The following is a 23,760-nucleotide window of genomic DNA, read 5'->3' on the forward strand; positions in this document are numbered from 1 at the left end:
CTGTTTCCGTGGGCGGCGCCGTGCCGCCCCGGAGGGAATGAGATGAGAAGCAGCAACCCGGTCTTCTCGCGGGAGGGCTCCTTCACCCGCGACACCGGATACGCGGGGTTCGACACCGCCCGGCAGCCCCACGCCGGCGACCCGTACGCCAACAACCCGTACGCCGCCAACCCCTACGGTGCCAACCCCTACGCGCGGCCCGACGGCACCCAGCTGACGGACGACCAGCTGGTCGAGATGTACCAGGCCCCGTCCGCGGGCCCGCTGCAGACCGGCCGGATGACCATGGACGACGTGGTCGCCCGGACGACGCTCACCCTGCTCACCCTGGTCGCCGCGGGTGCGCTCGCCTGGTTCGCGCTCCCCGACGAGGGCTACGCCTTCGCCGCCGGTGCCGCCCTGGCCGCCTTCGTGGTCGGCCTCGTCATCACCTTCAAGCGGAGCGTCAGCGCCCCGCTGATCCTGGTCTACGCCGGCCTGGAGGGCTTCTTCCTCGGCGCGGTCACCAAGGTCTTCAACACGATCCTGCCCGGCATCGCCGTCCAGGCCGTGCTCGGCACCGCCGTGGTCTTCGGTGCCATGCTGATCGCCTACAAGAGCGGCCGGATCAGGGTCACCCCCCGGTACACCCGGATCGGCCTGGCCATCGCCATGGGCTTCCTCGGCCTGCTCCTGGTCAACATGATCGCCTCGATGTTCGGCGCGGACTTCGGCCTGCGCTCCGGCACGCTCGGCATCGTCGTCGGCCTGGTCGGCATCGCCCTGGGCGCCTTCTTCCTCTCGCTGGACTTCGCCGAGATCGAGAACGCGATCCGCTGCGGCGCCCCGCAGCAGGAGGCCTGGCGCGCCGCCTTCGGCCTCACCCTCTCGCTGGTCTGGATCTACCTCGAGATGCTGCGCCTCATCGCGATCCTCCGCGGCGACGACTGACCGAGCCGCACCGCACGACACAACCCCCGGCGACAGCCGGGGGTTGTGTCGTTTCCGGCCCCCGCCGGGCCGTGCTCGGGGCGGGGGTGCGGGCCGATACCCTCGCTGCATGTCCGAAGCGCACCCGCCGTCCGCCGCCGCCCTGGTCGAAGCCGTCGACCGCCTCGCGGACCGGTTCCGTTCGATGTCGCAGAGCCGGCTGCTCGGCGCGGTGCCCGGCCACCCGTCCCGTGCCGGGGCCGCGCTGGCGCTGGTCCGCACCCTCGCCTCGACGGCACTGGAGCTGGAGGGCGAGCCGCCGCGCGAGGTCCCGGACGCCGGCGCCTTCGCCGTGGGGGACCAGCTCTCGGTCACCGGGCACGACCTGGTGATCGCCGCGCAGGACCGCCCGGAGGCGCTCGCCGAGGCCCTGGCCGCCGTCCTGGAGACCGATCGGCTCACCGCCTGAGGTGCCACGCGCCGAGGGGCACCACGCGCCGAGGGCCGGTCGGGCGCGCAACCCCGGGGTCGCCCGACCGGCCCTCGGCCGGTGTTCACGTCAGCAGGTGGTTCAGATGCTCGCGACCACGCGGTCGGCGAGCACGTAGACCGCATCGTCGTCGGTGGAGAAGGTCAGCGAGTAGGAGCCGGAGAAGCACGAGCCGCCGAGCAGGCGGACGTCCTCGCCGGCCTGGACGGCGTCGATCAGCCGGTAGGCCGCCTCGCGGTCGCCGGGGGCCACGCAGAGGGTGGTGCCGTCGGCGAAGGCGTACACGTCCAGGGTGCCCAGCGGGCCGGGGCGGACGTCGGTGAGGGCGATCTTCTCGTCGGCCAGGACGGCGAGCCGGGTGTCGGTCCACTCCCGGGACGGGGTCTGGCTCGGCACGAAGTCCGGGTGCGAGGGGTGGCGGCGCGGGTCCGGGGCGGGGGCGGGCTCGGCCTCGGCGTCCAGCAGTCCGGCCTCCAGGCCGGTCGCGATCAGGTCCGCCTCGCGGCGGGCGCGGGCGTCACCGGAGGCCTCGGCCGGCAGCGGGACGCCGCCCTGTGAGGGGTGTCCGGGGCGGACGCCGCCCTCCGGGCCGCCGTCCCTGATGATGTCCTCGAGTGCATGGCGCAGCGCCTCGCCGAATCCCGGGTCCATCGTCCCGGCATTGTCGGCGGCGGTCTCCGGGCCGGTCGGCCGGGGGAAGAACAGCGGCCACTCCTCGCCGACGCTCAGGAACGGTCCGTCGAACAGCGGGGCGTCCTCCGCGGCGCGCGCCTCCTGCTCGGCCCAGAACGCCCGGGCCTCGGTGATCTCCCGCTCCCGGTCCGCCGCAAGTGCCTCGGTGACCGCCCGTCGTATCGACGCCTCGTCGAGAACGGCCCGGGCGGAGTTGGCGTGCCGGTCGTCCAAACGGCGCGCGAGCGCCCGGATCTGGACCAGCACGGTGGCGGCGACGACGATCAGGATCAGCAGCAGGGAGATGTAGACGACGCTCACGGAATGTACTCCTTGCGAGGAGTGGAACGGGGTTGCACGTCCACATTGCCGCATGCGGGCCGGTTACTGCAGTGGTGGATGTCCCATTTATCGCGAACTTCCTCACTTGTCCTCAAATTGTTAGGTACAACCCGTCTACGCAGCGCAGTCAGGCCATTCCGCTCCGTCGACGAAACGGCCCGGAAATGAAAAATCGAGGGCCGGATCACGTTTCGAGTGTGATCCGGCCCTCAATTACGGAGTGTCACTCCGAACGGGTGGTTCCGGGCGCCCGTACGGCGTGTCGCGCACGCGCTCAGCCCCGATGCGACTCAGCTCAGCCGCTCGATGACCATCGCCATGCCCTGGCCACCGCCCACGCACATGGTCTCCAGGCCGAACTGCTTGTCGTGCCACTGCAGGGAGTTGATCAGGGTGGTGGTGATGCGGGCGCCGGTCATGCCGAAGGGGTGGCCGATCGCGATGGCGCCGCCGTTGACGTTGAGGCGGTCGATGTCGATGCCGAGGTCGCGGTAGGACGGGATCACCTGGGCGGCGAACGCCTCGTTGATCTCGACCAGGTCGATGTCGCCGATGGTCATGCCGGCGCGGGCGAGGGCCTGCTTGGTGGCCTCGACCGGGCCGTAGCCCATGATCTCGGGGGAGAGGCCGCTGACGCCGGTGGAGACGACCCGGGCGAGCGGGGTGATGCCGAGCTCGCGGGCCTTGGTGTCGGACATGATCACCAGGGCGGCGGCGCCGTCGTTCAGCGGGCAGCAGTTGCCGGCGGTCACGGTGCCGTCGGGGCGGAAGACCGGCTTGAGGCCGGAGACGGCGTCCAGGGTGACGCCGGCGCGCGGGCCGTCGTCCTGGGACACGACGGTGCCGTCCGGGGTGGTGACCGGGGTGATCTCGCGCTGCCAGAAGCCCGCCGCGATGGCCTTCTCGGCGAGGTTCTGCGAGCGGACGCCGAACTCGTCCTGGTCGGCGCGGGTGATGCCCTTGAGCGCGGCGAGGTTCTCCGCGGTCTGGCCCATGGCGATGTACGCGTCGGGGACCAGGCCGTCCTCGCGCGGGTCGTGCCACTCGCCGCCGCCCTCGGCGGCGCGCTTGGCGGTGCGGGCCTGCGCGTCGTCGAAGAGCGGGTTGGGGGTGTTCGGCATGCCGTCCGAGGTGCCGTTGATGCTGCGGGAGACGGTCTCGACGCCGGCCGAGATGAAGATGTCGCCCTCGCCGGCCTTGATCGCGTGCAGCGCCATGCGGGTGGTCTGCAGCGAGGAGGCGCAGTAGCGGGTGATGGTGGTGCCGGGCAGGTAGTCCATGCCCATCTGCACCGCGACGATCCGGCCGAGGTTGTGGCCCTGCTCACCGCCGGGGAGGCCGCAGCCGAGCATCAGGTCGTCGATCTGGCGCGGATCGAGCTCGGGCACCTTGGCGAGGGCGGCCGCGATGATCTGCGACGTGAGGTCGTCCGGGCGGACGTCCTTCAGCGAGCCCTTGAAGGCCCGGCCGATCGGCGAACGGGCGGCGCTGACGATGACGGCTTCGGGCATGGTGGGCTCCTCGCTGAGTGACCGGCTAGCGAGTATTCACTTGAGGGCGCGTATCGGCCCCCAATGACACTCGGGAGGAAAATTACCGCTTGGTAGTCCCGGCGTCACCCGGTCCCGGGTGTGAGCTGGCCGACGCTGTCTCCGGCTCGGGCGTGCCGGGCAGCCCCAGCCGCAGCCGGTGCCGCAGCAGCGCCCAGCGCCTGGCCGCCGCCTCCGGCCCGGCCGCCGCCACCTCGGTGCCGGAACGGCCCGCCGCGGCCGCCGCGGCCACCTCGACCGGCAGCACCGCCTGGGCCGGCGGCTCGGCCGCGGTGTCCTCCTCCTGCGGCCACAGGTCCAGCACCGCGCACAGCGAGGGCAGCATCGCCATCGCCGCGGTCGCGTACCCCTGGGCCGAGGGGTGGTAGCGGTCGGCCGCGAACATCTCCGGCCGGGCGGCGAACTCCGGCCCCAGCAGCGAGCCCAGCGACACCGTCCGGCCGCCCGCCTCCACCACCGCGATGGTCTGCGCCGCGGCCAGCTGCCGGCTCAGCCGCCGGGCCACCCAGCGCAGCGGCGGCCGCACCGGCTTGATCGTGCCGAGATCCGGGCAGGTGCCGACCACCACCTCGCAGCCGGTGGACCGCAGGATCCGCACCGCGTCGCCCAGTTGGCGGACGCACTGTGCCGCCGGGCTGTGCCGGGTCACGTCGTTGGCGCCGATCATGATCACGGCCAGCGAGGGGCGGTGCGGCAGCGCCAGTGCCGCCTGGTCCACCAGGTCCGCCGAGCGGGCGCCCGACTTCGCCACGTTCACCAGCCGCACCCGGCGCTCGGCCACCGACGCCAGCCCCGAGGCCAGCAGCGCCCCCGGGGTCTCGCGGCCCCGGTGCACCCCCAGCCCGGCCGCCGTCGAGTCGCCCAGGAAGGCCAGCACCAGCGGCGGGTCGTCCGAGGCGGCGGCGATCGTCCCCGCGTCGGTGAAGGCATCGCCGTACACCCCGTCCGCGCGCGGCGGATCGCCGTCCAGCAGGCCGATCGCCCGGACGGCCAGCCGGCTCTCGGTCAGCAGCAGCCCGGCCAGTCCCACACCCAGCAGGCCGATCCCGCCACCGCCGTACGCGGCCGCCGTGGCGATCCGGCGGGCCACCCGGGCCCTCGACGCCTGTGCCCCTGGCATCCTGCACCCCCTTGTGCGGTCTCCAGAGTCGTTGTACCCGTACTACCCCTTCCGGCGGTGCCGCTATCGGCGGCCGTCGGCCATCCGTGGCCATACCCTTTAGACACCCACAGTCACACGCGCCACTATCGGGAGGATCCCCGTGCGGTACAGCAATTCGATCATCGAGCTGGTCGGCAACACGCCCCTGGTGAAGCTCACCAAGGTCACCGAGGGCATCAGCGCCACCGTTCTGGCGAAGGTCGAGTACTTCAACCCCGGCGGCAGTGTGAAGGACCGGATCGCGCTGCGCATGGTCGAGGCCGCGGAGGCCTCGGGCGCGCTCAAGCCCGGCGGCACCATCGTGGAGCCGACCTCCGGCAACACCGGTGTCGGCCTGGCGATCGTGGCCCAGCAGAAGGGCTACAAGTGCATCTTCGTCTGCCCGGACAAGGTGTCCACCGACAAGATCAACACGCTGCGCGCGTACGGCGCCGAGGTGGTCGTCTGCCCGACCGCGGTCGCCCCGGAGCACCCGGACTCCTACTACAACGTCTCCGACCGCCTGGTGCGCGAGACCCCGAACGCCTGGAAGCCGGACCAGTACTCCAACCCGGACAACCCCGCCTCGCACTACCACTCGACCGGCCCGGAGCTGTGGGAGCAGACCGACGGGAAGATCACCCACTTCGTCGCGGGCGTGGGCACCGGCGGCACCATCTCCGGCACCGGCCGCTACCTCAAGGACGTCTCCGGCGGCAAGGTGCAGGTCGTCGGCGCCGACCCGGAGGGCTCGGTGTACTCCGGCGGCACCGGCCGCCCGTACCTGGTCGAGGGCGTCGGCGAGGACTTCTGGCCGACCGCCTACGACCGCACCGTCGCGGACGAGATCGTGGCAGTCTCGGACAAGGACTCCTTCCAGATGACCCGCCGCCTCGCCAAGGAGGAGGGCCTGCTGGTCGGCGGCTCCTGCGGCATGGCCGTGGTCGCCGCCCTGGAGGTCGCCAAGCGGCTCGGCCCGGACGACGTCGTGGTCGTGCTGCTGCCGGACGGCGGCCGCGGCTACCTCTCCAAGATCTTCAACGACGACTGGATGGCCGACTACGGCTTCCTGCCGACCGCCACCGACGAGGCGCACATCGGCGAGGTGCTCGCCCGCAAGGACGCCATCGAGCACGAGGGCATCCCGCAGTTCGTCCACATGCACCCCAACGAGACCGTCGCCGAGGCCGTCCAGGTGCTGCGCGACTTCGGCGTCTCGCAGATGCCGATCGTCTCGCCCGGCGCTGGCCACCCGGACGTCATGGCCGGCGAGGTCATCGGCTCGATCGTCGAGCGGGAGCTGCTGGAGGGCCTCTTCGCGCAGAAGATCAAGCTCTCCGACACCCTCGACAAGGTGATGTCCAAGCCGCTGCCGGTGGTCGGCTCCGGCGAGTCGGTGACCAACCTGATGACCGTTCTGGAGAAGGCCGACGCCGTGGTGGTGCTGGTGGAGGGCAAGCCCCAGGGCATCGTCACCCGCCAGGACCTGCTGGCCTTCCTCGCCAGCCGGGTCGGCCACTGACCCGCGGTCAGCGGCCCGGCCGGGTGCACCGGCCGAAGGAGTGAAAGGGCGTCGTCCCACCAGTTGGTACACCGACGTCACATCGGCGCATCGGCCCGTTAACAACGGTCCTGCATCGTATTGGTCAACGGCAAGACGCCGAGCATGGTGGCAGCGGAGACCGGGAGCGGCTCCCCGGTACCGCAGTCACCACGGACACGTCGGTCGGCCCTGACCCGGCCCTCCGTGTCCCGCCCGCGGGGGTTGCCGTCGTCCCGCCCCTGTTCGGTTCCGACCGATCAACAGGGTGCGGCGGCCCCCGCGGCACCCATCGCGCCGAAAGGCGCGTCTCCGCGGGCTCCCGGGTGGGGGAGCCCCGGCGGAGGCGGGAGGGTCGGTCCCCAGCTCCTGGGGGCCGGCCCTTCCCGCTGTTCCGGCCCGGCCGCCCCGGCACGGTTTGGGTCCGATCGCCGGCTGACCTAGGCTCGCCGCCATGACCAGCACTGACCTGCCCGCGCAGGACGCACCGCGTTACGTACGACTGAAGATCGAACTCATCGCCGAGATCACCGACGAGCAGGCCCTCAAGGCCGCCGCCCTCGCCCGGGTCGAGAACGACGAGTACCTCGACGACGAGGAGCGCACCCAGTCCGTCGAGGCCATCGAGGTGGACCCGTCCGGCTCGCTCGCCCACTTCATCGACCCGGTGGCGCTGCTCGGCGACGTCCCGGGCATCGAGCTGACCTCCGCCACCTGGGAGTCCGCGCAGACCGAGTTCGACCCCGAGGACGAGAGCTGGGACGAGTACACCGTCGACTAGCCCCCGTTCGACGAGTCGGTGCCGGGCATCCCGGTGCCGACCGCCCGCCGGTGCGCTGCTGCGCTGCCCAGGCCCGGTCCGGACCCCTCCGGACCGGGCCTTTTGTCCGATATGGAGGTATGACAAGTACTCTCGTACGGTCTGGAGTATGTGCGCCGAACGGGTGTATTCGCCCCGTTGTGCCGTGCTCACGATCCGTGCCGGGCGCCCCGACCGCGCCGGCCGAGCAACAGGGAGAACCACGTGACGGCACCCCAGAACCAGCAGTCCGGGCGCAGCAGCAGCTGGAGCCGGCGCGGTGTCCTCGCCGGCCTGCTCGCCGCACCCGCCCTGCTGGTCGCCGCCTGCGACGGCGACTCCGGCGGCAAGGGCACCTCCGGCGCGGCAGGCTCCGGCGGGCCGTCCGGCGGTGCCGGTGCGACCGAGGGCGCCGGCGCACCCAGGACCTCGGCCGCCCGAATAACCATCACCCCCGCCGACGGCAGCGCCACCGCGCCCTTCACCCGGCCGATCCGGGTCGCCGTCACCGGGGGCACGCTCTCCTCCGTCAGCGCCACCGACGCCAAGGGCCGCCCGGTCGCCGGCACCCTCGCCGCCGACGGCCTCACCTGGTCCTCCACCGCCCCGCTCAGCAGCGGCACCAACTACGCCGTCGCCGCCGTCGCCACCGACGCGGACGCCCTGGAAGCCGCCGCACACGCCGAGTTCGCCACCGCCGCACCCGCCAGGACCTTCGTCGGGCACTTCACCCCCGAGAACGGCGCCACCGTCGGCGTCGGCATGCCCGTCTCGATCAACTTCAGCCGGCCGATCACCAACCGCAAGGCCGTCCAGGACGCCATCACCGTCACCGCCGAACCCGGCGTCGAGATCGTCGGCCACTGGCTCTCCAGCACCCGCCTCGACTTCCGCCCGGAGCGGTACTGGGCCAAGGGCACGGTCGTGACGCTCGGCCTGCGGCTCAAGGACGTCGAGGGCGCCGAGGGCGTCTACGGCACCCAGTCCAAGGACGTGCGCTTCACCGTCGGCCGCAGCCGCACCAGCGTCGCCGACCTCGCCGCCCACACCCTCACCGTCACCACCGACGGCGAGGTCACCGCGACCTACCCGATCATCGGCGGCTCCCCCGAGAACCGGACCTGGGGCGGCACGCTCGTCATCTCCGAGCAGTACCTGCAGACCAAGATGGACTCCCAGACCGTCGGCCTCGGTGACGAGTACAACATCCCCGACGTGCCGCACGCCCAGCGGCTCACCAGCTCCGGGACGTTCATCCACGGCAACTACTGGTCGCCGGGCCCGGCCTTCGGCGCCGAGAACCTCAGCCATGGCTGCATCGCCCTGCGCGACGTCAAGGGCGCCGGCGACCCGGGCACCGACGGCGCCGTCTTCTTCAAGGGCTCCATGGTCGGCGACGTCGTCGAGGTGGTGAACTCCGGCGACAAGACCGTCAACCCGGCCAACGGCCTCAACGGCTGGAACATGAGCTGGGCCGCCTGGAAGGCCGGCAGCGCCGTCTGACACCCGCCCTCAACGGGAGCGGCGCCACCACGGGCGGCGCTCCCGGTCATCCCGGGATCCCGTCCGCGGCGGGCGCCGCGAGCTGCGCCGGGCGGCGGTGGATCTCGGGGACGGCGGTGCCCGTCACCGCGGCGCACACGCCGTCCGCCGTGGCGGCCGTCTGCGCCGGGGTGTCGCCCTCCCGCACCAGCCACCACGAATCCCGGGCGACGGCCGTCAGGTGGCCGATCCGCACCGGCCGGAACGCAGGGCCGTAGGCGATCGTCGGGCCCGGCCGGGCCGGGCCCCGGGGTGTGCCGCCCGGTACTCCTCCCACGCCGCGCGACCGACCACCGAGACGTGGAAGGTGAACCGCACCGGCCCGCCGGCGCCGTGGCGCGAGGACCGGAAGCCCAACTGCACCCAGGCCCCCGCGTCCGGCAGCCGGAACCGCAGCCCCGACCCCTTCCAGCCGAGCGCCCGCAACCGCGGCGCGACCTCGTCCCGCAGCAGCACCCGGTACAGCTCCCGCGCCGTCCGCGCCGTCCCCGTCGTGCGAGCAGCATCCCAGCCCGTGCCGACAGTGCCCCGCAGGACTCCGGCCGCGACCGGGCCGGGTCCGCGGCCGCTCGAACTCCGCGGGCCGCTGGGGCACGATGGGGTGCGGGGGCCGGAGGAGGCCACGCCATGACTCGCAGCACCTGGTCCGGGACGCTGACGTTCGGCCTCGTCAGCCTGCCCGTCAGTCTCTACGCCTCGACGCAGCAGGGCCGGCAGCACTTCCACGAGCTGGAACGGGCGACCGGCGCCCGCATCCGCTACCGGCGGGTGAGCTCGGCCACCGGGGAGCCGGTGCCGTACGAGGAGATCGTCAAGGGCGTCCAGCTGCCCGACGGCACGGGCCGCCAGTACGTGACCATCGAGCCCGCCGAGCTGGAGCAGAGCCTCCCCGAGCCGTCCAAGACCATCGAGGTCGCCGGATTCGTCCCCCTCGACCGGATCGACCCCGTGCACTACGACCGCAGCTACTACATGGGGCCCCGCTCGGCGGAGCACGGGCGCATCTACGAACTGCTGCACCAGGCGCTCGGGCAGTCCGGCCGGGTGGCGATCGCCCGGTTCACCATGCGGGGCCGGCTCCACCTCGCCGTCGTCCGGGCGCGGCCCGACGTCCTGGTCGTGCACACCCTGCACTACGCCGCGGAACTCCGGGACCCCCTCACGACGGTCGACCACCTCCCGCAGGGCGTCGAACTCTCGCAGCAGGAACTCGCCGTCGCCGAGGAGTTCCTCACCCTGACGGAGACGGACTGGCAGCCGGAGCAGTACCGCGACCCCTACGAGGAGGCGGTGAAGGGGCTGGTCGGCGCGAAGGCGGCCCGCGGCGAGATCGTGACCGCCCCCGAACCCATGCCCGTCGCGGAGATGGACGCGGCAGACCTGATCGAGCTGCTGGAACGGAGCATCGCCGAGGCGAGGACCGAGACCTAGGGTGCACGGGCACCCTGGGGAGGGCCGGCGTCAGCTGGGCCTGGCGTAGTCGGCGAAGCCCTGCCAGTCGATCACCACGCAGGCCTCGTCGCCGAGCACCCAGGCGTCGTGCCCCGGCGGGCAGATCATGAAGTCGCCCGGGCCGAACTCGTCCTCCTGCCCGTCGTCCATCACGACCTTCATCCGGCCGGAGACGACGTACCCCATGTGGGAGGCCTGGCAGCTCTCCGTGCCGGCGATCGGCCTGATGTGCTTCGACCACTGCCAGCCGGGCTCGAAGGTGCCGCGGCCCACCGCGCCGCCCTCCAGGTTGACCAGCTCGACCCGGCCGCGGCCGTCCTCGAACGGACGGACCTCCTCGGGCGAGTCCAGGCTCATACGGACAAGACCGGACATGTGCTCCTCCTCCGAACGGGAGCGACCGCTGACCGCGTGCCACCTCGCCTGCCCCGAACGCCTACCGGGGGCGCGCCCGGGTCGCCCTGTCGATACTTCCAGTCTCCGCCCGCCCCCCGGCCCCTGCCACGGAAGCACCCGCAGGCACTCCCGCCGCGGCCGGCTGCGCCCGTTCCCGGCCGTGCCGGTCGCGCAGCGGTGCTCGTGTCGGCGGCCTGCCGGAATGTGACCCTTGGTCAGAAGCGGCGTTCCGCCGGCGGCCGCGGCGAACGCCCGGGAGCGGGCCTTCGCGGTGTCCGCCGAACGGTCGTGGCGGACACCGCGAAGACCTGCTGCAGCACCACCCGCTAGCGGGCGTTCCAGTGCCTCACGTAGTCCACCTGGAGATCGGTGGGCGTACGTATGGGGGACCAGTCCGCGACCGCGTTGTCGAGGACCGGGTACTGAGCCGTCGTCAGCGTCCAGGGCATGCTGCCGACCTTCCGGCCGTCGTAGTAGACGTCGACGGACTTGCCGGACTTCCAGACGGCGCCGAAGGTGTGCCACCCGGTTGTCGGCGGTGTGCATCCCGCGGGTTTGCCGTCGTCAGGCTGGGGGTGGACCGACCAGCAGCTGCCGGATTCCGCCAGACCCTCCCAGATGTCTATCTCGCCGACCGCAGGCCATGCGACCAGCCACCAGGCGGGGAAGTTCGCCACGAGCCCGTTGGAGGCCGCGGGCACGTTGATCCTGGCTTCGAACGCCCCGGCCGTGAAGGTCTTCTTGCCCGAGACGCTGCCGGACACGTACGGGCGGGTGGTGGCGCCGTCGGCGCAGGTGTCACTGCGGTGTTCGAGAATCATGTGCAGTAATCCGCCTGATTGCTTGACCTGTGCGGCGTCGTAGCAATTGAGCGCCCCGTTCGGTGCATGGCCGGCCAGGTTCCATTTACTGCCGTCAACCGCCGTCCCGGAAAACTCGTCCGACCAGTCGAGGGCCCACGTCCCGGGAATCCCTCTCGGGAAGACGGTCGGAGCAGATGCCCATGCCGACGTGGAGAGCACCGCAGTCATGGCCGCAGCCATTGCGAGTATCAGTTTCGTTTTCCTTGGCATTGCAGAAACCTCGCTAGCAAGGAAGTGGATTTCGGTGACGTCCGAATGGTCTCTCGATACCCCCCGCCTCAACGGCCGAGTTCTGTTCATGCTGTGCCGGGGAGTGTGCGTCTCCGGCGGATGGGCATCCAGAAAGCTGCAGCCGTGACGTCCAGTTGGTCTGGCACAGGCCAACTGGGCAGCCTTCGGTGCCGCGGCGGAGAATTCTGTCCTGAAGTCTGACTCGATGGCGGGCGGCGAGGAATTTCGTGGCTGGTTGTAGAATTCCTGGGCCATGTCGCGCAGCGGCTCGCCAGAGCGGCCTGCCGTCACTCCTGGGGTTCTGGATGCGGGAGGTTCGGTCGGTCCTTTCAGTCTAATTCGGTGGCGGCGAAATCGCCTCTTCAGGGGAGTGTCCAGGGCACCTGCGCGGAGGATGCGGGGAGTATTCGGCGGCCGCTGTATCCGACTTCATGGTTCGTTGATGATTCGATGTGCAAGCCGCGTCCACGTGGCCTCGGGCGGTGTTGTGGCCTGCGCCTGCCCGGAACGCCCGGGGTCTACCGCAGCGAGGGCGCGGCGGCCGCGTTCCACACGGCCGACCTGCGGCCGGAACCTGCGCGCCGCCCGGTGCGGGCCCGTGTCGGGCGGCCCGGTCAACGTCGATCCGTCAGACGGCCCGGGCCCGATGGACGGGTCAACCGGCGTCGTGCTCGCTCTGCCGAGCGTGCAGTGCCATGTGACCCAGGTCGGCTCATGTCTTGTCGAGGCGGCGGCGGATTTCGGGCATGGCGTGGTCGGTCACTGCGGCGAGGACGCCGTTGGCCGTCCGGTCGATGTGGTCACGGGGCCGGTCGGTGGAGATGTTCCACCAGGTGTCGCGGCCGGCCGCGAGCAGGTAGCCGATGCGTACCGGGGCGAGGCGGCGGTCGTAGTGGACGACCGGGTTGGGCCGGGCCGGGAGTTCGGGCCGGTCGGTCCGGTAGGCCTCCCAGGCCCGGCGGTCGATCACCGAGATGTTGATGGTGAAGTCCAGGGAGTACGCGGAGTTGAAGCGGGAGCCCTGGAAGCCCAGCTGCACCCAGGCCGCCGCGTCCGGGAGCTCGAAGCGCTGCCCGGACCCTTTCCAGCCGAGGGCCCGGAGCCGCGGGGCGATGCTGTCGCGCAGCATCGCCCGGTACAGCTCCTGGGCCGTCGTCACCGGAGGGTCAGCCCTCGGCCCTGGCGACGCCGATCGGGCAGGAGGCGCCGGTGCCGCCGAGGCCGCAGTAGCCGTTGGGGTTCTTGGCCTCGGAGAGGTACTGCTGGTGGTAGGGCTCGGCCGGGTAGAAGGCGGCGGCGGGGGCGATCTCGGTGGTGATCGGGCCGAAGCCGAGGGCGGTGAGGGCGGGCTGGAAGGCGTCGCGGGAGGCTTCGGCGGAGGCCTGCTGGGCCGGGGAGTGGGTGTAGACCGCGGAGCGGTACTGGGTGCCCACGTCGTTGCCCTGGCGGAAGCCCTGGGTGGGGTCGTGGGCCTCCCAGAAGGTCTTCAGCAGGGTCTCGTACGAGATCCGGGCCGGGTCGAAGACGACGCGGACGGCCTCGGTGTGGCCGGTGAGGCCGCTGCACACCTCCTCGTACGTCGGGTTCTCGGTGTGGCCGCCCTGGTAGCCGACCAGCGTCGTCCACACGCCGGGGAGCTGCCAGAAGGCGCGCTCGGCACCCCAGAAACAGCCGAGGCCGAAGTCGGCGGTCTCCAGGCCCTCCGGGTAGGGGCCGGTGAGCGGGGTGCCGAGCACGGTGTGCAGGTCGGTCACGGCGAAGGCGGGGGCGGTGCGGCCGGGCAGCGCCTGGTCGGCGGTGACGAGAGCGCTCTTGTGGCGGTTGAACAGCAAGGCCTGCTCCAGGTGTCCGGCGGGTCGGGTGGCAGGGGGTTCAACGCGCGTCGGGGTCGCCGGATTCCGTCCGGGTCCAGATCTCGAGCAGTTCCTCCTCGGTGCGTCCGCCGAAGGTCGGGGCGAGGGCGGCGAGCAGCCGTGCGGCGTACTCCTCGGCGGTGCCGACCTGCGGGTTCTCCTTGCGGAACTCGTCCCACTCGATGCACTCCAGCGGCTCGGCGATGTCCTCGGCGACGACCGCCCGGGTGTCCCACCACGTGTCGCCGGCACCGCGGAAGACGTCCCGCAGCAGCTCGTAGCGGAGCGTGACCGACTCGGCGAGCAGCACCGCGTCGTACAGGTCCTTGCCCTGGGCGAAGCCGTCGCTGACCAGCCAGAGGATCTTCCAGGCGAGCGAGAGCCCGCGGTCGGCGGTGCGCAGTTCGGCGGGTGCGCCGGGGCCGGCGAGACGGGGCACGGCGGTGCGGACGGGCTCGGCGGGCAGCGGCTCGGTGAAGACGAAGTCGAGCTGGACGGTGCCCTCGGGCAGGCCGTCGGCGCTCCACGGCAGGACGAGGCGGCGGCCCGGGACGCGGTCGTACGTCCAGATCTCGTCGCGGACGGCCCGGTCGGCGTGCAGCCGGACGCCGCTGGAGAGCCGCTCGGCGGCGGCCGCGAGATCGGTGAACAGGGCGTCGGTGCGCGGGTCGTCGAGCGCCCAGTCGGCCGGGGTGACGACGAAGTCGAGGTCGCCGGGTTCGCGGGCGTCCCCGCCGAACCAGGCGGTGAGCAGCACCGAGCCGCGCAGCACCAGGTGGTCCGCCCACCGGGAGGCGGCGACGGCGGCGAGCACGGTGTCCAGGGCCTCGCGCCGGGCGGCGTACCAGCGGGCCCCGGTGGCCGCGTCGGCGAACTCCGGGTCGCCGGCCCGCATCGCCTTGACGTAGCCGAGCAGCGAGGGGTCGAAGACCGGCCGCTGGACGACCCCCTCGCCGGCCACCGACCAGATCGAGCGCGGGAGTTCGAGCTCGGCGAGTTCGGTGTCGGTGGGGCGGGTGTGCGGCAGCCGGAGCTGCCCGCTCCAGGGGCCGTAGCCGAGGTCCTGCCAGGAGTCCGTCATCGGGGAAGCCTTTCGCGGGTGGCCGTGGTGGCCGGGGTGGTGGCGGTCTCGGTGATCCAGCCGTCGTCCAGGTCCTCGGCGGTGTCCAGGACGGCGAACTCCCGCTCGACGGAGGCGATCCGGTGGCCGGCGAGGGCGTCGAGCAGGCCGTCGAGCCGCCGGCCGGCGGTATCGGCGCCGACCAGGCGGCAGCGCTGGGTGACGAAGTGTTCGATCTGCCCGTCCGGCCGGGTGCGGCGGGCGTTGCGGGACAGGTGGGCGTCGTGGCGCTCGGCGGCGGCGGCCAGTTCGGGCCCGGGCGGTGCGTCCAGCAGCAGTTTGACGTGGTGTTCGAAGTAGTACGCCGGGCCGAGGGCCTGCGCCTGCCCGTCGGTGGCGGGGACGCCCGCCGTCCAGGGCGCCGCCTCGATCTTCGTGCGGAGCACGGTGAAGCCCGCGGAGCCGGCCTCCGCGCCCGTCCGTGCGGCGAGCGCCTCGGCCTCGGCGAGCGTGCCGGAGACGGTCAGGGTGAGCATCGGCTGCCGGGGGACGGCCCCCCGGGCGAGCTCGATGTCGACGACCTTGAGGCCGCGCCCCGCAGCCCAGGCGGCGAGCGCCCGGCCCTGCTGCGGGGCGACGGTCAGGTGGATCTCGAAGTCGCCCCGGAACTCGGGGCGCACCGGAGTACGGGTGTCGGGCACCCGCGCATCCTGTCAGGCGGCTCCGACAGCGCCGCCGCGGGCCTCGGCGGCGGGCGCGGCCGGGCGGCCGGCCTTCTCCCAGCCGGCCAGGGCACGGTTGCGGACCTCGCAGAACCGGGCGACCGGGTCGCCGCTGTAGGACCACGGCTGGCAGCCGATGTACCGGCCGGCCAGCCGGAACTGCTCGACGGCCTCGGCGTACCGCTCGTCGAAGGTGAGCGCGTATGCGAGGAGGTGCCGCATCTTCGGGACGCGGCGGTCGTCCGCGGGCACCGTCTCCAGGGCCGAGAGCAGGCGGTCCGCGGCCGCCCGGGCCGTGGGGGTGCGCCAGGCCGCGTAGGTGTCCTGGGTGATTTCCAGCTCGTGCACGGCGAGCAGCGGCAGGCCGGCGAGCAGGCTCTCCGGGGGTGCCGCCGCGGCGGCGCGCTCGGCGAAGTCCGCCATCAGCTCGTGGGAGCCGCGCCACTTGGCGCACCAGTACTGCAGGGCGTTGAGGTGCGCGGTGAACAGGTGCGGCGAGCGCCGGACGACCTCCTGCCAGATCTGCTCGAACCGCTCGTGGCTCCAGCCGAGGCCCATCGCGACCGGGATCCGTTCGGCCCACGGGGCCGGGTCCTCGGGGGCGAGTTCGGCGGCCCGGTCGAAGGCCTCCTCGGCCTCGGCCAGGATCCGGTGGAAGGCGGCGAACTGCTCGCGGCTGACCTCCGAGGCCCGCAGCGAGCTGCGGACGTTCCAGGCGAGCGCGACCAGGGCGGTGGCGTGCACGATCGCGGCGTCCGGGGAGTCGGGCTGCTCGGTGCGCCAGGCGCGCAGCCAACCGTCCTCCTCGGCGGCGTGTTCGGCGAGGTCGCGGAGGCGGACGTGCCGCAGCTCGTGGTCGTCGCCGGCCTCGGCGAGGTGGGCGGCGAACGGGTGCCAGTCCCCGCCGTCGGCGGCGGCCGCGGCCCGGGCGGCGGCCTCGTCCGCCGCGCCGGGAGCGGTGCTCCGTGAGGCGTCGAGCTCGGCGCGGGCGGGCAGCCCGAAGGCGGTCGGGTCGAGGTGGTCGGCGCCGTTGCGGGCGTCGGCGATCTTCCGGTTCAGCTCGGCGGTGCGCCGGTTGGCGTACCAGGTGACCAGCTTGGCGGCGACGAAGATCAGTACCGGGATCAGCAGGATCAGGCGGGCCATGGGCGGGGGCGGTCCTCGGTGGTGGGGCGGGGCGGGGCGGGACGGGTGCGGCAGGCGCGGGGAGGGCTGCCCTCCCCGCACCCGCCGGCGGGTCTACTTCCGGAGCGGGTCCGCGGTGGCGGCGGTGGCGGTGAGGCCGGCCCCGGCGAGCAGGGCGCGCAGCGGCCCGGTGTCCGGGGTGTCGCCGACGGCGGCGTCCAGGGCGGCGGGGAGCTCGTCCTCCAGGCCGCCGGGCAGCCGCAGCTCGGCGGGGACGGCCCAGGAGAACTCCCAGTGCGCGAGACCGGCCTCGGCGAGGGTGAGGACGGCCATCCGGGACAGCGCGGCGCGCAGCACGGGCCGGAGGAACTCGCGGAGGGCGCGGCCGGTCGCGGAGGCGGACTCCTCGCTGCGGGGCAGCCGCTCGGCGATCTCGAAGCCGCGGCCGGCGTCGACGGCGTCCAGCAGGGCGGGCAGGGTGTCGGGCAGGTCGCTGCCGGCGAGCGCCGCCCGGACGGGCTGCGCGGCCTCACGGGAGCCGGCCAGCCCGGCGGCCTGGAGCAGGTCGGGCCAGTCGAGGCGCTGCTTGGCGGCGGCCTCGGGCACCAGGGTGGCGGCCTCCAGGGCGGCGAGGGTGCGCTCGGCGTCGCGCAGCAGGGCGAGGGCGGAGCCGCCGGTGCCGGTGGTGCGGCCGTCCTCGGGCAGGGCCTCGACGGCGGCGATCCGCTGCGCGATCGGCGGGTGCGAGTCGTACGGGTCGGCGTCGCCCTCGGGCAGGCCGAGTTCCTCGAGCTCGCTGCGGCGCTCGGGGTCGGCGAGGAGGTGGGCGAGGCCGCCGTAGAACTGGCCGGGCGGCGGCAGCGCGCCGGCGTCCCAGCCGAGGGTGGCGTAACGGTCGAGGTAGAAGCCCTGGGCGGCGTCGAGGACGGGTATCCGGCGCAGTGCGGAGGCGGTCGCGGCGCGGCCGGCGATCGCGGCGGCGGAGCGGTCCGCGGCGTACTCCTGACGGCGGCTCACGGCCTCGGAGACCCGGAAGTAGAGCTTGGCGTACTGGGTGAAGACCAGGGCGAGGGTGCGCTGGACGCCGCCGCCGGCCTCCTCGCCGGTGGCCTTCTTGCCCTTGGCGAGGCGCTTGGCGTCCTTGGCGGCGATCTCGGCGGCCTGCTCGGCCTGGTGCCGGTCGGCCCGCCGGTGGAGGGTGCCGATGGTGTGCACGATCGCGCTGCGGCCGGCCACGGTGACGCCGGCGAGGCGGACGTCGCGGTTGCTGTAGTGCCCGAACTCGTGGGCGAGGACGGAGTCCAGCTCGTCCTCGGTGAGGCCGATCAGCAGCGGGGCGCCGATCACCAGGTGGCGCTTGCCGGGGACCAGGCCGAGCAGCCGGGTGTCCTCGCGGACGCCGGCGTTGACGTCGGGGACGATCCGGATCTCGGCCGGGCCGCGGACGCCGGTGAGTTCGGCGATCCGGTCGACCCGGGCCCACAGTTCGGGCTGCTGCTCGCGGGTGACGAGCAGTCCGCCGTCGGAGTCCTGGCGCGGACGGCGGGTCAGGAAGACCACCCGCAGCACCGGGTAGGCGACCACGGCGGTGAGGGCGTAGATCTTCAGCAGGCCGGCGCTGACGTGCCCGAGGCCGGCGTACAGCGCGATGTCGAGGCCGAGCAGGCCGAGCACGATGGCGGCGGCGAGCAGGTAGAAGCCGGCGAGCAGCGAGACGGCGAGGACGGCGCGTCCTGCGGTGCTGGCGGCGGCGGGCGGCGGGGTCGTGCCCACGGTTTCGGTTCTCCCCGGGACGGGCGATCGATGTGTCGATCATGTGTGCGGACGCGTGATGGTAGCGGTCGGGAGTGTCGCGTGCGAAGGGATTTCCCACGGCAGGGGGCGCGGCGCCCGGGGTGCGCGCTCACCCCGTGCGCCCGGGCTCCCGCGGACTAGGCTCAAGGCATGACCGAGCACCAGCTTCCCCAGGGCTTCGAGACCCTCGCCATCCACGCGGGTCAGGAAGCAGACCCCCAGACCGGGGCCGTCGTCACGCCGATCTACCAGGTGTCCACGTACAAGCAGGACGGGGTGGGCGGCCTCCGGGGCGGGTACGAGTACAGCCGTTCCGCCAACCCGACCAGAACCGCGCTGGAGGAGTGCCTCGCGGCGCTCGAGGGCGGCGCCCGCGGCCTCGCCTTCGCCTCCGGCCTCGCGGCCGAGGACACCCTGCTGCGCACGATCCTCAAGCCGGGCGACCACATCGTGATCCCGAACGACGCCTACGGCGGCACGTTCCGGCTGTTCGCGAAGGTCCTGACCCGGTGGGGCGTGGAGTTCTCCGTCGCCAACACCCAGGACCTGGCGGACGTCCGCGCCCAGCTGCGCCCCAACACCCGCGCGGTGTGGGTGGAGACCCCGTCCAACCCGCTGCTGGGCATCACCGACCTGGCCGCGCTCGCCGAGGTGGCGCACGGCGCGGGCGCGCTGCTGGTGGTGGACAACACCTTCGCCAGCCCGTACCTGCAGCAGCCGATCGCGCTGGGCGCCGACGCGGTGGTGCACTCGACCACCAAGTACATGGGCGGCCACTCGGACGTGGTCGGCGGCGCGCTGGTGCTGGCGGACGCCGGCCTCGGCGAGGAGGTGGCCTACCACCAGAACGCGATGGGTGCGGTGGCCGGGCCGTTCGACTCCTGGCTGGTGCTGCGCGGCATCAAGACGCTGGGTGTCCGGATGGACCGGCACAGCGCCAACGCCGAGAAGGTCGCCGAGCTGCTGGCCGGCCACCCCAAGGTGCACCAGGTGCTGTACCCGGGCCTGCCCTCGCACCCGGGGCACGACATCGCCGCCAAGCAGATGAAGGCGTTCGGCGGCATGGTGTCGTTCCGGGTGAACGGCGGTGAGGAGGCGGCGGTGGATGTGTGCAACCGCACCGAGCTGTTCACCCTCGGCGAGTCGCTGGGCGGCGTGGAGTCGCTGATCGAGCACCCGGGCCGGATGACGCACGCCTCGGTGGCCGGTTCGGCGCTGGAGGTGCCGGGCGACCTGGTGCGGGTCTCGGTCGGCATCGAGTCGGTCGACGACCTGCTGGCGGACCTCCGCCGCGCGCTCGGCTGATCCCGGGCCCGCCGGCCGTCAGGGCTGCCGGCCCGCCGAGTACGACTCCAGCGAGTCGTTGAAGCGGGCCAGCAGCACCAGGAAGGCCCGCTGCTCGTCGGCGGGCCAGTCCGCCGTCAGGCGGCGCATCAACTCCTCGCGCCCGGCCTGGACTTCGGCGAGCCTCCGGCCGCCGAGCGGGGTCAGCGAGAGGTGTACGGCACGCCGGTCGGCCGGGTACGGGACCCGGCCGACCAGGTCCGCCTCGACGAGCGGCGCGGCCTGCCTGGTGACGGTGGAGGAGTCGACGCCGAGTGCCGCGGCCAGCGTCTTGACGCTGGCCGGCCCGTGCCGGCGCAGTTCGTCCAGGAGCAGGTAGGCGGCGCGGTCCAGCGAGCCGGTCGCCTCGTGCCGGGCCTGCTCCAGTCGGCGGGCGAACACCGCGACCTGATACTGGAGTTGGGCGTGGAGGGGGTCGGTGCCGGGGGCGGCCGGGGGCGAGGGAGTCGTCATCGCGGCTCACGTTCCAGAGGGCGGTGCGGGGTGCTCGGAGCCAGCAGCGTACGCGCGCGGGCCCGGCCCGGGAACAGGCCCGGCGCTGCCCGTCCGGGCCGTCCGGCGGCCGTACGCTGACGGCATGCAGAGCTGGCCGATCACCATCGACGACGTCCGCGGTGCCCACAAGATGCTGGCCGGGGTCGCCCGGGTCACCCCGATGGAGAGCAGCCGGTACCTGTCCGCGCTGGTGGGCGCGCCGGTCCACCTCAAGTGCGAGAACCTGCAGCGCACCGGGTCGTTCAAGCTGCGCGGCGCGTACGTGCGGATCGCCGGGCTGACGCCGGTGCAGAAGGCCGGCGGGGTGGTCGCCGCCAGCGCGGGCAACCACGCCCAGGGGGTGGCGCTCGCGGCCTCGCTGCTCGGCGTGCCGTCGACCGTCTTCATGCCGACCGGCGCCCCGCTGCCCAAGGTCGCGGCGACCCGCGAGTACGGCGCCGAGGTGCGGCTGCACGGCGCCACCGTGGACGAGGCGCTGCAGGCCGCGCAGCGCTGGTCGGAGGCGACCGGGGCGGTGTTCATCCACCCCTTCGACCACTGGGACGTGGTCACCGGCCAGGCCACCGTGGGCCTGGAGATCCTGGAGCAGTGCCCGGAGGTGCGGACGATCCTGGTGGGCGTCGGCGGCGGCGGGCTGATCGCCGGGATCGCGGCGGCGGTGAAGCCGCTGCGGCCGGACGTCCGGGTGGTAGGGGTGCAGGCCGCGGGCGCGGCCGCCTACCTGCCGTCGCTGGCGGCCGGGCGCCCGGTGACGCTGCCGCGGATCGCCACCATGGCGGACGGGATCATGGTGGGCCGGCCCGGCGACATCCCCTTCGAGGTGGTGAACACGCTGGCCGACGGTGTCCGCACGGTCTCCGAGGACGCGCTGTCGCGGGCGCTGCTGGTCGGCCTGGAGCGGCTGAAGCTGGTCGTGGAGCCGGCCGGGGCGAGCCCGATCGCGGCCCTGCTGGAGCACCCGGAGGAGTTCGAGGGCCCGGTGGTGGCGGTGCTCTCCGGCGGCAACATCGACCCGCAGCTGATGATGCGGGTGCTGCGGCACGGCCTGGCGGCGGCCGGCCGCTACCTGTCGCTGCGGGTCCGGCTCACGGACAAGCCGGGGGCGCTGGCCGACCTGCTGGGGGTGCTCACCAGGGTGGACGCCAACGTGCTGGACGTCGCCCACGTGCGGGTCGACCCGCGGCTCGGGCTGACCGAGGTCGAGGTGGACCTGCACCTGGAGACCAAGGGCCCGGAGCACTGTGCCGTGGTGGCCGGTGAACTCCGCGCCGCGGGGTACGTGGTCACCCAGTAGGACCGTTCCGCCGTGCGGGTGGCGCACTGCCGCACCCCTTGACGCGATATATCGCAAGCTGCCATCCTCTCGCGATACATCGCGAAATTCGGGACCTGTCCGGCCGGACACCTGCGTGACGATCAGACGACATACCGGATAAATAGGAGATGAGGCAGGCCATGGCGCCAGCCATCCAAGCCGAGAACCTGGTCAAGACCTTCGGTGACGTCCGCGCCCTCGACGGGGTCAGCCTCGACGTCCCGGAGGGCACCGTCCTGGGCCTGCTGGGCCCGAACGGCGCCGGCAAGACCACCACCGTGCGGGTACTCACCACGCTGCTCCGCCCCGACTCCGGCCGAGCCACGGTGGCCGGCCTGGACGTGCTCGCGCACCCCAACGAGGTGCGCAGCCTGATCGGCCTCTCCGGCCAGTACGCCGCCGTCGACGAGTACCTCACCGGCCGCGAGAACCTCCAGATGGTCGGCGAGCTCTACCAGATGAGCACCCGCGACGCGAAGGCCCGCGCCCTGGAGCTGCTGGAGTGGTTCAACCTCGCCGAGGCCGCCGACCGCACCGCCAAGACGTACTCCGGCGGCATGCGCCGCCGCCTCGACCTCGCCGCCGCCCTGGTCGTCCGACCCCCGGTGATGTTCATGGACGAGCCGACCACCGGCCTCGACCCGCGCAACCGCCTCGCCCTGTGGGAGGTCATCGAGAACCTCGTCGACCAGGGCACCACCCTGCTGCTCACCACCCAGTACCTGGAGGAGGCCGACCGCCTCGCCCACGACATCGCGGTGGTCGACCACGGCCGGGTGATCGCCCGCGGCACCGCCGACGAGCTCAAGGCGCAGATCGGCGGCGAACGCATCGAACTGGTGGTGCACCGCCCGGACGAGGTCGCCGAGGCCGTCTCCGCGCTCACCCCCTACGCCAAGGGCGACCCGGCCGTGGAGCGCAACACCCGGCGGATCACCGTCCCGGTCAGCGGCGGCTCCAAGGTCCTCGCCGACGTCATCCGCGAGCTCGACGCCCGCTCCATCGAGATCGACGACATCGGCCTGCGCCGCCCCACCCTCGACGACGTGTTCCTCTCCCTGACCGGCCACGTCACCGAGGCCGAGGAGAACGGCGGGAACGGGCAGCAGAAGCAGGCCAGGGGCCGCCGCGGCCACGGAAAGGAGTCCTGAGATGGCGACCACCGCCACCGGGCACGCCATCGGCGACGCCGTCCCCCGCCAGCGCACCGGCGTCGCCGCGATCCTGCACGACTCCTGGGTGGTCGCCCGCCGCAACCTGCGGCGGATGCTGCGCATCCCCGAGATCGTCGTCTTCGGCCTGATGCAGCCCGTCATGTTCGTGCTGCTGTTCTCGTACGTGATGGGCGGCGCGATCCAGATCCCGGGGACGCAGGCCAGCCAGGACGCGTACATCCAGTTCCTGATGGCCGGCATCTTCGCGCAGACCGTCACCTTCGCGGTGGCGGGCGCCTCGGCCGGCATCGCGGAGGACATGACCAAGGGCCTGGTCGACCGGTTCCGCTCGCTGCCGATGACCCGCTCGGCCGTCCTGGTCGGCCGCACCATGGCCGACCTGGTGCAGACCGCCTTCATCCTGTTGGTGCTCGCACTCGTCGCCCTGCTGGTCGGCTGGCGCATCCACGAGGGCCTCTGGGAGGCGATGGCGGCCTTCGGACTGCTGCTCCTGCTGGGCTACGCCTTCTCGTGGATCGGCGCACTGATCGGCCTCTCGGTGCGCAGCCCCGAGGCGGCCACCTCGGCCGGCCTGATCTGGCTGTTCCCGCTGACCTTCATCTCCAACGCGTTCGTGCCGATCAGCTCGATGCCGGGCTGGCTGCAGCCGATCGCCTACTGGAACCCGTTCTCGGCGACCGTCCAGGCCTGCCGCGACCTGTTCGGCAACCAGGTCGGCCCGGTGGACGACTCCTGGCCGATGCAGCACGCGGTGCCGGTCTCGATCGTCTGGTCGCTGGTGATCACGGCCGTCTTCTCCTGGCTGTCGGTGCGCAAGTACCGCTCCGCCGCCGGCTGACCGGCGGCCGGTACGGCACGAGGGGCGGGGGCGGGCGCGGGCCCGGGGGGCCCCCCCGGGGGGGGGGGGGGGGGGCGCGGGGGGGGGGGGGGGGGGGAAGTTGAGGCTGGGG

The 23,760-nt window shown here is 73.0% G+C and carries 23 protein-coding genes; 10 read left to right on the forward strand and 13 right to left on the reverse strand.

Going from position 1 to position 23,760, the window contains the following annotated elements; genetic code table 11:
- Positions 1–42 precede the first annotated feature (42 nt).
- Together AB0M03_RS28160 and AB0M03_RS28165 are read left to right on the forward strand one after the other, a co-directional pair.
- A complete protein-coding gene (locus AB0M03_RS28160) occupies positions 43–930 on the forward strand; it encodes a Bax inhibitor-1/YccA family protein (protein ID WP_363495904.1) in 888 nt (295 codons plus the stop codon).
- Between the two features lie 109 nt (positions 931–1,039).
- Positions 1,040–1,378 carry a hypothetical protein gene (locus AB0M03_RS28165; RefSeq protein WP_363495907.1) on the forward strand — a complete coding sequence of 113 codons (339 nt, stop codon included), beginning with the start codon at positions 1,040–1,042 and terminating at the stop codon, positions 1,376–1,378.
- 102 nt (positions 1,379–1,480) lie between these two features.
- Here the strand turns inward: AB0M03_RS28165 and AB0M03_RS28170 are convergent, their stop codons facing one another.
- The 3 genes from AB0M03_RS28170 to AB0M03_RS28180 all read right to left on the reverse strand — a co-directional run bounded on the left by AB0M03_RS28170 (position 1,481) and on the right by AB0M03_RS28180 (position 5,083).
- Positions 1,481–2,392: a hypothetical protein gene (locus AB0M03_RS28170; RefSeq protein ID WP_363495910.1), complete on the reverse strand. Its 912-nt coding sequence runs from the start codon at positions 2,390–2,392 to the stop codon at positions 1,481–1,483.
- 311 nt (positions 2,393–2,703) lie between these two features.
- Complete coding sequence (locus tag AB0M03_RS28175; protein WP_363495912.1) at positions 2,704–3,924, reverse strand: acetyl-CoA C-acetyltransferase; 1,221 nt, start codon at positions 3,922–3,924, stop codon at positions 2,704–2,706.
- 82 nt (positions 3,925–4,006) lie between these two features.
- Complete coding sequence (locus AB0M03_RS28180) at positions 4,007–5,083, reverse strand: SGNH/GDSL hydrolase family protein (RefSeq protein ID WP_363495915.1); 1,077 nt, start codon at positions 5,081–5,083, stop codon at positions 4,007–4,009.
- Positions 5,084–5,225: 142 nt separating this feature from the next.
- Here AB0M03_RS28180 and AB0M03_RS28185 point away from each other — a divergent pair, with 142 nt between their 5' ends.
- The 3 genes from AB0M03_RS28185 (at position 5,226) to AB0M03_RS28195 (ending at position 8,946) form a co-directional block, all read left to right on the forward strand.
- A complete protein-coding gene (locus AB0M03_RS28185) occupies positions 5,226–6,626 on the forward strand; it encodes a cystathionine beta-synthase (protein ID WP_363495917.1) in 1,401 nt (466 codons plus the stop codon).
- Between the two features lie 472 nt (positions 6,627–7,098).
- On the forward strand, positions 7,099–7,425 hold the full coding sequence (locus AB0M03_RS28190) for a hypothetical protein (protein ID WP_363495920.1): 327 nt from the start codon (positions 7,099–7,101) through the stop codon (positions 7,423–7,425).
- 243 nt (positions 7,426–7,668) lie between these two features.
- On the forward strand, positions 7,669–8,946 hold the full coding sequence (locus AB0M03_RS28195) for an Ig-like domain-containing protein (RefSeq protein WP_363495922.1): 1,278 nt from the start codon (positions 7,669–7,671) through the stop codon (positions 8,944–8,946).
- Positions 8,947–8,992: 46 nt separating this feature from the next.
- On the opposite strand, the gene AB0M03_RS28200 is transcribed toward AB0M03_RS28195, so the two are convergent.
- A complete protein-coding gene (locus tag AB0M03_RS28200; protein WP_363495925.1) occupies positions 8,993–9,181 on the reverse strand; it encodes a hypothetical protein in 189 nt (62 codons plus the stop codon).
- A 431-nt stretch (positions 9,182–9,612) separates the two neighbouring features.
- On the opposite strand from AB0M03_RS28200, the gene AB0M03_RS28205 reads away from it, so the two are divergent.
- The gene (locus AB0M03_RS28205) at positions 9,613–10,416 is read left to right on the forward strand and encodes a Ku protein (RefSeq protein WP_363495928.1); all 804 of its coding nucleotides are present in this window, start codon (positions 9,613–9,615) and stop codon (positions 10,414–10,416) included.
- A 30-nt stretch (positions 10,417–10,446) separates the two neighbouring features.
- On the opposite strand, the gene AB0M03_RS28210 is transcribed toward AB0M03_RS28205, so the two are convergent.
- From AB0M03_RS28210 to AB0M03_RS28245, 8 genes are all read right to left on the reverse strand, one after another.
- A complete protein-coding gene (locus AB0M03_RS28210; RefSeq protein WP_363495931.1) occupies positions 10,447–10,812 on the reverse strand; it encodes a cupin domain-containing protein in 366 nt (121 codons plus the stop codon).
- 347 nt (positions 10,813–11,159) lie between these two features.
- Positions 11,160–11,654, reverse strand: a complete 495-nt coding sequence (locus tag AB0M03_RS28215) for a family 16 glycosylhydrolase (protein ID WP_363495934.1) — start codon at positions 11,652–11,654, stop codon at positions 11,160–11,162.
- Positions 11,655–12,639: 985 nt separating this feature from the next.
- On the reverse strand, positions 12,640–13,086 hold the full coding sequence (locus tag AB0M03_RS28220) for a DUF4304 domain-containing protein (protein WP_363495937.1): 447 nt from the start codon (positions 13,084–13,086) through the stop codon (positions 12,640–12,642).
- 7 nt (positions 13,087–13,093) lie between these two features.
- A complete protein-coding gene (gene msrA / locus AB0M03_RS28225) occupies positions 13,094–13,759 on the reverse strand; it encodes a peptide-methionine (S)-S-oxide reductase MsrA (protein ID WP_363495940.1) in 666 nt (221 codons plus the stop codon).
- Between the two features lie 40 nt (positions 13,760–13,799).
- Entirely contained in the window at positions 13,800–14,861 is a 1,062-nt protein-coding gene (locus AB0M03_RS28230) for a nucleotidyl transferase AbiEii/AbiGii toxin family protein (RefSeq protein WP_363495943.1), read from the reverse strand.
- Positions 14,858–15,541 (reverse strand): hypothetical protein, encoded by a 684-nt coding sequence (locus tag AB0M03_RS28235; protein ID WP_363495946.1) that lies wholly within the window; start codon positions 15,539–15,541, stop codon positions 14,858–14,860. The genes AB0M03_RS28230 and AB0M03_RS28235 overlap by 4 nt, the downstream gene beginning before the upstream one ends.
- A gap of 12 nt (positions 15,542–15,553) precedes the next feature.
- The gene (locus AB0M03_RS28240) at positions 15,554–16,708 is read right to left on the reverse strand and encodes a hypothetical protein (protein ID WP_363495948.1); all 1,155 of its coding nucleotides are present in this window, start codon (positions 16,706–16,708) and stop codon (positions 15,554–15,556) included.
- A gap of 93 nt (positions 16,709–16,801) precedes the next feature.
- On the reverse strand, positions 16,802–18,460 hold the full coding sequence (locus AB0M03_RS28245; protein WP_363495951.1) for a M48 family metalloprotease: 1,659 nt from the start codon (positions 18,458–18,460) through the stop codon (positions 16,802–16,804).
- 171 nt (positions 18,461–18,631) lie between these two features.
- Here AB0M03_RS28245 and AB0M03_RS28250 point away from each other — a divergent pair, with 171 nt between their 5' ends.
- Entirely contained in the window at positions 18,632–19,786 is a 1,155-nt protein-coding gene (locus tag AB0M03_RS28250) for a cystathionine gamma-synthase (RefSeq protein WP_363495954.1), read from the forward strand.
- An 18-nt stretch (positions 19,787–19,804) separates the two neighbouring features.
- On the opposite strand, the gene AB0M03_RS28255 is transcribed toward AB0M03_RS28250, so the two are convergent.
- On the reverse strand, positions 19,805–20,278 hold the full coding sequence (locus AB0M03_RS28255; protein WP_363495957.1) for a MarR family transcriptional regulator: 474 nt from the start codon (positions 20,276–20,278) through the stop codon (positions 19,805–19,807).
- A 124-nt stretch (positions 20,279–20,402) separates the two neighbouring features.
- On the opposite strand from AB0M03_RS28255, the gene ilvA reads away from it, so the two are divergent.
- The 3 genes from ilvA (at position 20,403) to AB0M03_RS28270 (ending at position 23,648) form a co-directional block, all read left to right on the forward strand.
- On the forward strand, positions 20,403–21,614 hold the full coding sequence (ilvA, locus tag AB0M03_RS28260; protein ID WP_363495959.1) for a threonine ammonia-lyase: 1,212 nt from the start codon (positions 20,403–20,405) through the stop codon (positions 21,612–21,614).
- Between the two features lie 161 nt (positions 21,615–21,775).
- Positions 21,776–22,786, forward strand: coding sequence for an ATP-binding cassette domain-containing protein (locus tag AB0M03_RS28265; protein WP_363495962.1), 1,011 nt, complete (start codon positions 21,776–21,778; stop codon positions 22,784–22,786).
- A 1-nt stretch (position 22,787) separates the two neighbouring features.
- Positions 22,788–23,648 (forward strand): ABC transporter permease, encoded by an 861-nt coding sequence (locus AB0M03_RS28270; RefSeq protein ID WP_363495965.1) that lies wholly within the window; start codon positions 22,788–22,790, stop codon positions 23,646–23,648.
- The last annotated feature ends 112 nt before the right edge of the window (positions 23,649–23,760 follow it).

Origin of the sequence: Kitasatospora sp. NPDC051914 (assembly GCF_040680995.1) — a bacterium.
GTDB lineage: Bacteria > Actinomycetota > Actinomycetes > Streptomycetales > Streptomycetaceae > Kitasatospora.